12 protein-coding genes are annotated in these 12,503 nt (G+C 34.8%); 4 read left to right on the plus strand and 8 right to left on the minus strand.

Annotated elements, in window-relative coordinates; all coding sequences use genetic code 11:
- The first annotated feature begins 84 nt into the window (after nt 1–84).
- Nucleotides 85–1,017 (plus strand): 1-phosphofructokinase family hexose kinase, encoded by a 933-nt coding sequence (locus tag ACNQF6_RS01885; protein ID WP_417962718.1) that lies wholly within the window; start codon nt 85–87, stop codon nt 1,015–1,017.
- 81 nt (nt 1,018–1,098) lie between these two features.
- On the opposite strand, the gene lepA is transcribed toward ACNQF6_RS01885, so the two are convergent.
- The 5 genes from lepA to ACNQF6_RS01910 form a co-directional block, all read right to left on the minus strand.
- The gene (gene lepA, locus ACNQF6_RS01890; RefSeq protein ID WP_417962720.1) at nt 1,099–2,895 is read right to left on the minus strand and encodes a translation elongation factor 4; all 1,797 of its coding nucleotides are present in this window, start codon (nt 2,893–2,895) and stop codon (nt 1,099–1,101) included.
- Between the two features lie 110 nt (nt 2,896–3,005).
- A complete protein-coding gene (locus tag ACNQF6_RS01895; protein WP_417962722.1) occupies nt 3,006–3,374 on the minus strand; it encodes a hypothetical protein in 369 nt (122 codons plus the stop codon).
- A gap of 1 nt (nt 3,375) precedes the next feature.
- Nucleotides 3,376–3,858, minus strand: coding sequence for a DoxX family protein (locus tag ACNQF6_RS01900; RefSeq protein ID WP_417962724.1), 483 nt, complete (start codon nt 3,856–3,858; stop codon nt 3,376–3,378).
- Nucleotides 3,859–3,877: 19 nt separating this feature from the next.
- Nucleotides 3,878–4,543, minus strand: coding sequence for a GIN domain-containing protein (locus tag ACNQF6_RS01905; protein ID WP_417962726.1), 666 nt, complete (start codon nt 4,541–4,543; stop codon nt 3,878–3,880).
- A gap of 134 nt (nt 4,544–4,677) precedes the next feature.
- On the minus strand, nt 4,678–5,883 hold the full coding sequence (locus tag ACNQF6_RS01910; protein WP_417962728.1) for a helix-turn-helix domain-containing protein: 1,206 nt from the start codon (nt 5,881–5,883) through the stop codon (nt 4,678–4,680).
- A gap of 148 nt (nt 5,884–6,031) precedes the next feature.
- Here ACNQF6_RS01910 and ACNQF6_RS01915 point away from each other — a divergent pair, with 148 nt between their 5' ends.
- The 3 genes from ACNQF6_RS01915 to dusB are packed head-to-tail and all read left to right on the plus strand — an operon-like array spanning nt 6,032 to nt 9,088.
- A complete protein-coding gene (locus tag ACNQF6_RS01915) occupies nt 6,032–7,312 on the plus strand; it encodes a putative DNA modification/repair radical SAM protein (RefSeq protein WP_417962730.1) in 1,281 nt (426 codons plus the stop codon).
- Nucleotides 7,290–8,057, plus strand: coding sequence for a TIGR03915 family putative DNA repair protein (locus ACNQF6_RS01920; RefSeq protein ID WP_417962732.1), 768 nt, complete (start codon nt 7,290–7,292; stop codon nt 8,055–8,057). Before ACNQF6_RS01915 ends, ACNQF6_RS01920 begins: the two co-directional genes overlap by 23 nt.
- A gap of 38 nt (nt 8,058–8,095) precedes the next feature.
- A complete protein-coding gene (gene dusB, locus ACNQF6_RS01925; protein ID WP_113664890.1) occupies nt 8,096–9,088 on the plus strand; it encodes a tRNA dihydrouridine synthase DusB in 993 nt (330 codons plus the stop codon).
- A 38-nt stretch (nt 9,089–9,126) separates the two neighbouring features.
- Here the strand turns inward: dusB and ACNQF6_RS01930 are convergent, their stop codons facing one another.
- The 3 genes from ACNQF6_RS01930 to rbfA form a co-directional block, all read right to left on the minus strand.
- A complete protein-coding gene (locus ACNQF6_RS01930; RefSeq protein WP_417962734.1) occupies nt 9,127–10,554 on the minus strand; it encodes an MATE family efflux transporter in 1,428 nt (475 codons plus the stop codon).
- Nucleotides 10,555–10,720: 166 nt separating this feature from the next.
- Nucleotides 10,721–11,920, minus strand: a complete 1,200-nt coding sequence (locus tag ACNQF6_RS01935) for an ABC transporter permease (RefSeq protein WP_417962736.1) — start codon at nt 11,918–11,920, stop codon at nt 10,721–10,723.
- Nucleotides 11,921–11,923: 3 nt separating this feature from the next.
- On the minus strand, nt 11,924–12,316 hold the full coding sequence (rbfA, locus tag ACNQF6_RS01940) for a 30S ribosome-binding factor RbfA (protein WP_099714149.1): 393 nt from the start codon (nt 12,314–12,316) through the stop codon (nt 11,924–11,926).
- Nucleotides 12,317–12,503 lie beyond the last annotated feature (187 nt).

A 12,503-nucleotide genomic window follows, 5' to 3' on the forward strand; every position in this document is an offset into this window, starting at 1 on the left:
AAATATACAAAGAAATATTCGCCTTGATTTGTAACAATTTTTATGAATTTTATCCGACCTTTAGAGTATTAAATTTGTAAAAAAATGAAGGTATTTGATATAGTTACGCTTACAGTTAATCCTGCTTTAGATAAAAGCACTCATTTTAAAGGATTAGTCCCGGAACAAAAAATACGATGTGATGAACCGCGTTATGATGCGGGAGGAGGAGGAATCAATGTTTCTAAGGCAATATCCCGTCTGGGAGGAACGTCTTTAGCGGTGTTTACTTCTGGTGGACCAATGGGGAAAATGCTTGAGGAATTGGTTAGTAAAGAATCAGTTGAATTTGAAGCAATCGAAGTCCAAACTTGGACCAGAGAAAGTTTTGTTGCCGTGGATGACAATACCAATTCTCAATACCGATTTGGATTTACCGGTGGAAAAATTTCCGAAGAGGAAAGCAATAGAATACAGGAAACCATAGCAGCTTTAAAACCAAAATTCTTAGTAGCCAGCGGTAGCTTGAATGAAGGTTTATCTGATGATTTTTATCAAAAAATTGCTGAAATTGCAAAAAAATCAAATGCTAAATTAATTGTGGATACCTCTGGTGAATCATTAAAAAAAGCATTAGAAATTGGTGTTTATATGATCAAACCTAATGTTGGTGAACTTGCAAAGCTAATTGGTGTGGAGCGATTGGAACTGGAAGAAGTAAATGAAGCCGCAAAACAAATCATCGCTAAAGGCGGTGCCGAAATCGTAGTTGTTTCCCTTGGTCCGCAAGGTGCAGTATTGGTTGCAAAAGATTCCTATGATTTTGTACCAGCTCCCAACGTTGCCAAAAAAAGCACAGTAGGTGCCGGTGACAGTATGGTTGGTGGGATGGTTTGGGCGCTTTCGCAAAATAAAAGCCTGAAAGAAGTCATCCGTTGGGGAGTCGCTTGCGGTTCAGCAGCAACCATGAATGAAGGAACCCAATTGTTTAAATTCGAAGACGCCAACCGATTATTTGAATGGTTGAAGAATAAATAAAAACAAAAAAACCTGATGATTTTAAATCCTCAGGTTTCTACTATATTTATTCCTAGTTCCCCCTTCGGGGGTTAGGGGGATTTAATCATTCAACTTCAAAACAGCCATAAACGCTTCTTGTGGAATTTCAACATTCCCCACTAATCTCATACGTTTTTTACCTTTTTTCTGTTTTTCAAGTAATTTACGTTTACGAGAAATATCTCCACCATAACATTTAGCGGTAACATCTTTACGCAACGCTTTTATGGTTTCACGTGAAATTACTTTTACCCCAATTGCAGCTTGAACAGGAATGTCAAATTGCTGGCGCGGAATTAATTCTTTCAGTTTTTCACACATTTTTTTACCAATAGAATATGCATTGTCGGCATGCATCAACGAGGACAAAGCATCTACTATTGTTGCATTCAATAAGATATCAACTTTAACCAAATTAGAAGTTCGCATTCCAATAGGCGTATAATCAAAGGAGGCATATCCTTTAGAAACGGTTTTCAAACGGTCATAAAAGTCAAATACAATCTCTGCCAACGGCATGTCAAAAGTCAACTCTACGCGTTCAGTAGTCAAATATGTTTGATTGGTAATCAACCCACGTTTTTCGATACATAAACTCATTACATTTCCAACATAATCAGATTTTGTAATGATAGTTGCTTTAATAAAAGGTTCTTCAACATGGTCTAAACGAGAAGGCTCCGGTAAGTCCGAAGGATTATTTACAATAAGCGGTGTTGTAGGGTCTTTTTTGGTATAGGCCAAATACGAAACGTTGGGAACTGTTGTAATAACAGTCATGTTGAACTCTCTCTCTAAACGTTCCTGGATGATTTCCATGTGCAACATTCCCAAGAATCCGCAACGGAAACCAAATCCCAAAGCTGCTGAACTTTCCGGTAAAAACACTAATGACGCATCATTCAACTGCAGTTTTTCCATCGAGTTTCTCAACTCTTCGTAATCTTCAGTATCCACAGGATAAATTCCCGCAAAAACCATTGGTTTAACATCTTCAAAACCAGTGATTATATTTGTTGTTGGCGTTTTTGCATCGGTCAACGTATCACCTACTTTTACTTCTTTTGCTTCTTTAATTCCAGAAATTAAATACCCAACATCACCAGCTGAAATTACTTGTTTCGGAACTTGATTTAGTTTCAAAGTACCAATTTCATCTGCAAAATATTCGTTTCCGGTAGCCATGAATTTTATCTTCTGGCCTTTTTTAATCTGCCCGTTTTTTACACGAAAAATAACTTCGATTCCTCGAAAAGGATTGTAATGCGAGTCAAAAATTAACGCTTGCAATGGCTCATCGATGTTTCCTGATGGAGGCGGAATTTTTTCGATAATTGCTGCTAATATATTTTCTACACCAAAACCAGTTTTCCCCGAAGCGTGAATAATATCCTCTAATTTACAGCCCAATAAATCAATAATATCATCACTTACTTCCTCTGGATTCGCACTTGGTAAATCTACTTTATTCAAAACCGGAATAATTTCCAAGTCATTCTCTAAAGCCAAATATAAATTCGAAATCGTTTGTGCCTGGATACTTTGTGCTGCATCTACAATCAAAAGTGCACCTTCACAAGCTGCAATTGAACGAGAAACTTCATACGAAAAATCTACGTGTCCGGGAGTATCAATCAAATTCAGGATGTATTCTTGCCCTTTATAGGTGTATTCCATCTGGATAGCATGACTTTTTATGGTAATCCCACGTTCGCGCTCCAAGTCCATATTATCTAGCAATTGTGCTTTTTCTTCACGAGCAGTAACGGTTTGTGTTGCGCCCAGTAATCGGTCAGCAAGCGTACTTTTTCCGTGATCAATATGTGCAATAATGCAAAAATTCCTTATGTGTTTCATTTTCTGTATCTGTCAATTTTACTGATGCTCTCGCATTTAATTTGCAAATATAAGGTAAAAGTTTGACAGTTGAATTCGATTTAATTCTGTGGGGTTTGAAAACTTTAGAATTAAGGATTTGTATGCTTTAAATTGAATTTTGCTCTGTAAAAAGTAGTGTCTTTTGTTGAGAAATTGATTCTTCTGTTGTCTTGGTTTTCAAATTCTAAACTGTCATTTACAATAAATTTTATTTCGGTAAAGGTATAGCCAGTTTCAAAAGTAGTAGTTAACTGGTACAGACTATCTTTTTTTACGGTCCTCATTTCACTGCTTTTGCTCCATGATAAGGGTTTGTCATTCCCCTTTATACCTACATTTTTGATGTTTTTTATTTCGGATGCATCCAATGTAAAAACAACCGTTTTTTGATAAGTTTTTTGAACGCAACTGGTCAAAATTAAAGAAAGTAGTAGTAGTATTGCTAGTTTAGTTTTCATATTACGCGTTGTTTTTAGTTAATAAATAATCAATTCCAAATCTTCCTGAACCAAGGATTAAATAGAACATAGACACCCAGAGAAATCCCATTGCAGCAAGACAATTCCATAATCCGTTGTTGATTTGTTGCATGAAAATAGCAACCAGCATCGTACAAATTACAAGGAGTGATGTTACTCTTGTTTGCAGTCCCAGTAGTAAAAATATACCACCCACTGCTTCTACAAAGGCACCTGTCCAAGCAAAGAACGCTGGAGCGATGGCAAAAATTCCGCCATACTTTGCAACATCATTGGGGAACCAAAAAGCGACTTCAAATAATCCTAAGTTATTATCGATAGGCGACCAAGGCATTCCGAATTTTGCTGCTCCAAAATTGAAGGCGAGTAAATATCCACATATAATTCGCGGAATTGTTAAAAATAAATCTTGTGACCAATTTGGTAATAGTGTAGGTTTTGTAATTCTAGTTCTTAGTTTCATATTTTTAGATTTGAATTTGTTAGTGGTTTAGAATTAAAACTCCATTGCCTAATTTTTTTGAATCTGAATCAAAATTTGCTTTGCCTGTATTTATAATATCGCCATTTCCGGTTAATTTTGCTGAAAGCGTTTCAGAAACATTTACGGTCAAATCTCCGTTTCCCATGCTTTTTAATTCTGCTTTTTTAACGTTAAGATTAGAAGCATCAACATCGCCATTTCCAATTTTGATAATGTCCAAAACATCAACTGTACCACTAATATTGCTACTACCATTTCCAGTATTTTCTAGTTTAAAGTAATGACCTGAAATATTCTGAACATTCAAATTACTGTTTCCGGAATTCTTAATGACACTCGCTTCCGGCATTGTAATTTTAATTTTCAAATTGGTGTTTTCAACATACATTTGATTGTCTTTGTTTCCTTTGAATTGAATTTTTAACTCATTCTCTGAAACATTTTCTGATAGACGTAAAAGACTTTCTAGGTTGTCATCAATTGTAATTAAAACACTCCAAGGTTTACCAATTTCGATTTCGATTTTTCCATCTAAATCTTCAAAATAGACTTTGTCAAAGTTTTTGTACTCTAAGGTTTTTGTAACTAATTTTCCGGAACCCTTTAGTTGCGCATTTGCAAACGACGTAATTGTTAGTACGATTGCGAAGAAGATTTTTTTCATAATTTATGCTTTAGGTTTTCATGCTGTTAGTAATTAACAACAAGGCAAAGTTGGAGCATAAAAAACTGTTGAGCGCTTCAAATTATAATTTGACACTCATTTTTAAAGTATATAAATCGTTAGTCAGGTGTGTTTTATAGAAAAGCGAGATATTCTTTGGGTGTTTTTCCGGTATTTTTTTTGAAAGCGCGGTTAAAAGTTGCTTTTGAGTTAAATCCGCAATCGAAAGCAATTCCCAGTAAGGTCGATTTTTTATGTTCGCCATTTTCAAAACTATTTTTTACAGCTTCAATGCGGTAAGTGTTGATGCAATCGTTAAAGTTCATTTGAAAACCTTGATTGATGGTTTTAGAAATTATTGAAGCGTTGGTTTCTAATTTTTTTGCTAAATCCGTAAGTGTTAATTCAGGATTTTGATATAGTTTTTGTTCTTGAATCAGCGTTTCAATTTTAGATTTCCAGTGCTCGATTTCGGGCGAAATAGTTTCTTTAAAAGTTTCATGCTGAATATTAATAATCGTCTCTGTCTCGCTAGGTTGATTTTCACCCGATAAAAGAACGGGGTTTTTATCAAATAATGACATTTTATATGGAATGGATGACAGCACAGGATTAGAATATCCCATAACTGCAATATAATACATGACAATCGAAAAGAATAAATAAAACCACCAGCTACCTTTGTAAGATTTCATTTCTGGATAAATAAATTCAATAATGTCAAAAATAATTGGCAGTACAAGCATTATCAGAAAGGCAATCAAGTAGGTTTTTATCCATTTAAACAAAATGGAATCAGCGAAACTTACCACCTGAAACATTAGTTTTTTATACACATTATAGTATCGAATACTTAAGATAAAATAAACAATCATGGAAGTCAATCCTAGTTTTTGATATGATGCGTCAAAATCCTTGTCCATTCCGTCTTTATAAAAGTAGTAATCACCATAAATAAACGTATCGTAAATAAAAATGGAGATGATATAGATAAAGTAAATAAAACCGGGAAGTAAATGAATAATGTCTTTTTTTGAAAATTTAAATGAAGGATTCAATAAACTTTGCGTGTAAAAAAAGATTACGGGTCCAATAAAAAAGAGGTGTTGTAACGGTGTGTAAAACAAAATATCTCGGTACGGTTGATTGTCATACCAACCACCAAAACCAAGTAGCCAAGGAGCAATGTAGAGGCTACATAGAAAAATAAAAAGACTCAGCCAATAATTAGATTTATTTTCGGTTTTAATAGCTTTAGCAAGTAATAGACAACTGTAAATAATGCCTTGAGTAAAAGAAATAAGTAAAACTGAACTATAAAATCCAAAATCAAAATGCATCTGTGTGTTTTTGTAAAAATAGTATTAATTTGTAATCGATTGTTATACTTGGTATTACTTTTTTCGCGTGTTAATTAACTCAAAATAAAACTATAACAAGTGTTTTATAACTAACTTTGTCTTCCTTTAAAATTAAAATATACTTAATTTGAACTTCGATAAAATTAAAGAAAAATTAGAAATTCTCGCAGATGCAGCTAAATATGATGTGTCATGTTCCTCCAGTGGTGGCAATCGAAAAAATACTAATAAAGGACTTGGCGATTCGTCCAGTTCGGGAATTTGTCACACATATACGGAGGATGGACGTTGTGTTTCGTTATTAAAAATTCTGTTGACAAATTTTTGTATTTACGATTGTGCCTATTGCGTTACTCGAAAAAGTAATGACATTCAGCGCGCTGCTTTTACCGTAGACGAAGTCGTTGATTTGACCATCAATTTTTATAGAAGAAATTATATAGAAGGGCTTTTTTTAAGTTCGGGAATTTTCAAAAATGCCGATTATACCATGGAACGTTTGGTTCGTGTGGCCAAAAAATTAAGGTTAGAACACAATTTTAACGGATACATTCACTTGAAAAGTATTCCGGGCGCTAGCGATGAATTGATGCGAGAGGCAGGTTTATACGCGGATAGGTTGAGTATGAATCTTGAAATCCCCACTGAATCCGGATTGAAATTATTGGCGCCAGATAAAAACCATCAGGATATGATTAAACCGATGCGTTTTGTGAAAAATGAGTTGATTCAATATAAAGAAGAAAAGAAAAAATTCAAAAGTACGCCCAAGTTTGCTCCAGCTGGTCAAAGTACCCAAGTGATTGTAGGGGCAACACAGGAAAACGATTTTCAAATCATTCAAGTTGCGGATCATTTTTATAATAATTTTAATCTTAAGCGAGTGTATTATTCAGGTTACGTTCCGGTTTCTAATGATGCTCGTTTGCCGGCAATAGGAGCTCAAGTGCCGTTGGTACGTGAAAACCGGTTATATCAAGCCGATTGGCTCATGCGTTTTTATGGCTTTAAAGCCAATGAAATTCTAGAAAAAAATAATCCGTTTCTCGATTTAGAAGTCGACCCAAAAATGGGTTGGGCGTTGCGGAATATCACGCATTTTCCAGTAATAATTCAGCATGCTCCGTTAGAAATGATTTTGCGTGTTCCTGGAATCGGAGTTAAATCAGCGCACAAAATTGTGTATGCACGCCGTTTTCAAAATCTATCAATGGAACACCTCAAGAAAATTGGAGTTTCTGTAAATAGAGCCAAGTATTTTATATCGGTAAGCAATGAAAACACACATTTAAAATTCTTAAACGCCTTGAATCTTAAAGAAATTATTCTGGGCGATATGAAGTCCAAATTTGAAAAACCATTTGATAATCAATTATCATTACTCAATGACACAACTTTTTTACGATAATACTTTTGAGGGTTTATTGACTGCGGTTTTTGAAATTTATGAATACAAATATCTAGACCCCAAAATCAGTAAAAAAAACGATCTACAGCAGAATTTATTTGCAAAAAAAATAGAAATCATTACTGATGTTTCTAAATCGGATAGGGTGATTAAAAAACTCAATGCACAAATTGGAAGTGATGGTGTTCGTTGCATTATTTGGGCTTTTCTCTCTGAAAAATCAAGTGTTGAAGATGTGATTTTCGATGTAATTAATTACGCGGTTCAAAATCCTACTATTAATATCATGAAAGATTTTTCGAATGAAAGTGTTTTGCAAATTTCTCAACTCACTAAAAATGTTGGTCGTGAGAAGCATCGAATGGAAGCCTTTATTCGTTTCGAACAATTGAAAGACGGTATTTATTTTGCTAAAATTGATCCTGATTTCGATGTATTGACTTTAATAATTAGACATTTTAAAAATCGATACCAAGATCAAAAATGGATTATTTATGATTTTCGTCGCAAATATGGTGTGTATTATGATTTGAATGATGCTGAAATTGTGATGATGGATTTAGACATCAAATCATTGGATGATAAAAACAATCAAGTTTTCTCAGATACTGAAATCAATTATCAAAAACTATGGTGGGAATATTTTGATCATACCAATATAAAAGAACGGAAAAATACCAAGTTGCACGTTCAACACGTTCCCAAGCGTTATTGGAAATACCTAACCGAAAAGAAAATGTTTTAGACTTACAAACATTTACGTATTTTTGCAAAAAAAATCCCTTGATAAAAATAGGCAACATAGAATTACCAGATTTCCCCTTACTTCTCGCACCTATGGAAGATGTGAGCGATCCGCCTTTCCGCAGATTGTGTAAAATGCATGGTGCCGATATGATGTATTCTGAATTTATTTCTTCCGAAGGATTAATTCGGGATGCCATCAAAAGCCGAATGAAATTAGATATTTTCGATTACGAACGCCCTGTAGGCATCCAGATTTTTGGTGGTGACGAAGAAGCTATGGCGTTGTCTTCCAAAATTGTTTCCACGGTAAACCCAGATATAATCGATATTAATTTTGGTTGTCCCGTTAAGAAAGTCGTTTGCAAAGGTGCCGGAGCGGGAGTTCTTAAGGACGTTGATTTAATGATTCGTTTGACTCAGGCTGTAATTGATAGTACCCATTTGCCGGTAACCGTAAAAACGCGTTTGGGTTGGGACGATAATTCCATTAATATTGATGAGGTTGCAGAGCGTTTGCAAGACATTGGTGTTGCCGCTTTAAGCATACACGCTAGAACTCGTGCTCAAATGTATAAAGGTCATTCTGATTGGTCGCACATTGCCCGAGTAAAAAATAATCCTAGAATTACAATGCCAATTTTCGGTAATGGAGATATCGATTCTCCGGAAAAAGCATTACAATATAAAAATGAATACGGCATCGACGGAATCATGATTGGTCGCGCTGCCATTGGTTATCCTTGGATTTTTGACGAAATCAAACATTATTTCAAAACGGGAGAACATTTAGCAAAACCAACTGTTATAGACAGAGTAGAAGCCGTTCGAAATCACCTCACTTGGGCGATGGAATGGAAAGGCGAACGATTAGGAATTGTGGAAACGCGTCCTCATTACACCAATTATTTCAAAGGAATTCATTCTTTTAAAACCCACAAACAAAAATTAGTAACATTAGATCGTCCTGAAGAATTATTCGCCGCTTTGAATGAAATCGAAGAAGCGTACGTGGGATACGAGGTTGTTTAAAATATAAAAGGCTTAACAAATTTGTTAAGCCTTTTGTCTTATACTTTTATACGTTTCCATTTTCCTCTTTTGTAGAGAATGATGCTTGCTAAAGTAATTGCAGTTTCGGCTATAGGAATCGCTATAAAAACACCTGTTGGTCCCATTTTATAATATTTGGACAATAAATAAGCCAACGGAATTTGGAACAACCAGAATCCGAAAAAATTAATCATTGTTGGAGTCCAGGTATCACCAGCGCCATTGAATGTATTAATTAACACCATTCCTATTCCGTAAAAAACATATCCCAAACACATGGTTTGCAATGCTTCAACGGCAATCTTCCGAATAATAAGGTCGTTAGTAAAAAATGAAATCAGGGAACTGGAAAAAATCAGTGTAATAACCGTAATAATAGCCATAAAAATCACATTGTATTTTGCAGTGGTAAAAACTGATTTTTCGGCACGTTCAACTTTTTCGGCACCTAAGTTTTGACCTACTAAAGTTGCTGCGGCATTACTTAACCCCCAAGCTGGAAGAATAAAAAACATCATGATGCGCAATGCCGTTTGATATCCAGCTGAACCATGATCTCCACCGGTTGTGGCGACCAATTGAGCCAGAAATATCCAACTGCAGGATGCAATTACAAACTGTAATACTCCAGGAGCAGCGATTTTTACTATTGCTTTAATTTGTTTCAAATCTGGAATAAAATAAGAAGGTATAATTTTTAATATTCCTCTGCCATTAAATAAATGATACAATTGGTATAAAACACCAATACTTCTTCCGATAGTCGTTGCCATTGCAGCACCCATCAATCCAAAAGCAGGAATGGGTCCAAATCCATTAATTAATAAGGGACATAAAATAATGTTGCAAATGTTAGCTAGCCAAAGACTTTTCATGGCAATAGCAGCATTTCCTGCACCACGGAATATTCCGTTAATAAGAAACAGAAGCATAATACATAAACTTCCGCCCATCATAATTCGAGTGAAGTTTACCCCGTATTCAGCTGCTTCAACGGAAGCTCCCATAAATAACAAAATATCTTTGGCGTAAATAAAACCAAAAATGCTAATTATTGTATTGATGACAAATGCAATAATGATGGCTTGCATTCCAGCTTTTGCAGCAGCAACAGGATCTTTTTCGCCAATTCGACGAGCAACAACCGCGGTAGCAGCCATACTAATCCCGATAGCAATAGAATAAACAATCGTGATTACTGATTCGGTTAAACCAACCGCTTGAATAGCATAACTGCTTTGCTCTAAATGACCAACAAAATATAAATCGACAAGAGCGAAAACGGATTCCATAAGCATTTCCAATACCATCGGAATGGCTAGAAGAATTACTCCTTTTTTGATGCTTCCAGACGTGTAATCAAAAGATTCATCTCCTTTGATAGCTTGTTTTAATGTTGAGAAAATTCGAGAAAATAAGTTTTTTTCTAATGTTGTTTCTGTCATGATAAATTAGGATTAATAAGATGGACAGTCCAGACGTATTAGCTGGACCTAAAAGTAAATAAAGTGGCCCTAATTATTTTATAAATAAAGAAGGACTAGACAGAAACTATCATAGCGTTTAGATTTTAAGAAAGGTAAATGTAAATATTCTTTTTAATTAAAAAAATTAATCCAATAATTTCTTACTTACTCGACTACTTGCAATTAATGAAGCAATAAAGCCAAGTGTGACAATTGTTCCCATAACAATCAATACATTTTCTAGAGAGAAAATCACTGGATACGCCAGTGTAGGAGTAATCATAATCAGTTGAAAATACTCTTGCAGTAAAACGATTATAATTCCTAGAACTAAGCCAATAATTCCGCCAAAAACACTCAATAAAGTACCTTGAAGTAAGAATATTTTTCGCAAATCCTTGATTTCAGTTCCAAGATTAAAAAGGGTTTTTAGGTTTCCTTTTTTGTCTAAAATCATCATTATCAGTGCGCCAATCAGGTTGAAAAGTGCCACAACTATCACTAATGTAAAAATTAAATAAACCGCAATATTCTCCGTATTCAACATTTTGTAGAGTGATTCGTTGAGTTGTGCCCTGTTTTTCACGGTGATTTTATTGTCGAAAATGGTTTGAAGTTGTTCTGTAATGGCACTTTCGTCAGCATCGGTTTTTGTCTTGATTTCAATCCCAGAAACTTGATTGGTTTTGTACTCCAATAATTCCTGCGCTAAACCTAAATCGGCAAAAACATATTTCGAATCTAAATCTTCGCTAATGGCATAAATCCCAACAGGAATTAGATCCGTTTTGTTAAAAGCTTGTTCCGGATTTTCGATAGCGCCTTTTCCGGGTTTTGGAACTAAAACTTCTAATTGACGATTAAAATCAAGCAATCCCATGGAGAATTTTTGGGAAATTCCGTAACCCACCACCACTTGATAGGTGTCGGGTTTTAGCCATTGTCCGTTAAAAAGTTTTGTTTCTATGGCATTTACTTTACTGAAATTAGAATCAACACCTTTCAAGTAAGTAACTTCCTGTTTTCCATCAAAGGTAAACAAAACGCGCTCTTCAATAATTTTAGAATAGGAAACGATGCCATCAATTTTTTTTATTTGGTTTTCCTGACTTGGTAAAACCAAGAAAGATTTCCCTAGAGTGCTGCTTATTTTTAGGTCGGGATCAATCTCATTCGTAAACGAAAGACTAAAAACTTTCAACCCGCTAAAAACAGATAAAACCACAAACAAAGCCATTGCGCCAACAATAATTCCCATGCTGGCAATACGATTGATAATATTGATAGCATTATTTTTACTATTGCTAAGAATGTAGCGTTTGGCTATGTAAAGGGGAAAATTCAAATTTTATTGAAATCTGCGTTTGTCCAAAAGATCTCTGTTTTCTATAGGATTATCTCTATTTGCTAAAGCATTGTCAATTTTTTCAATGTAATCTAAAGAGTCGTCAATAAAGAAAACTAAATTTGGAACTTTTCTTAATTGCAAACGAACACGTTGTGATAAATCATGCTTAATGTTTTTAGCATTGGACTTCACCGCCTCTAAAATCTCTTTTGCTTTGTCCTGAGGGAAAACGCTTAAATGAACTGTCGCTACTGATAAATCTGTAGTCACCGTAACCTTGGATACCGAAATGATTAAATTAGCCAATCCGTTTTTTCTCACTTCACCTTGCAGAATATCAACCAAATCTTTTTGGATAACCCCACCTATTTTTTTCTGTCTATTTGTTTCCATGCTGCAAAAATACTACTTTTAAGTTTTATCCCGAAGTTTCGGGACAAATTTTAAAAGTAACCTATTAATACGTGTGTTTTTAGAAGCTATTTCCTGCTGTTCACTATATCTTTTTATAAGGTGAAGAAAAATCACCTTATAAAAAGGATGCCGTTTCCATCAGGGCTAGGGGATTTGGGAAATTAGG

Source organism: Flavobacterium pasteuri (assembly GCF_048286615.1).
Taxonomy (GTDB): Bacteria; Bacteroidota; Bacteroidia; order Flavobacteriales; family Flavobacteriaceae; genus Flavobacterium.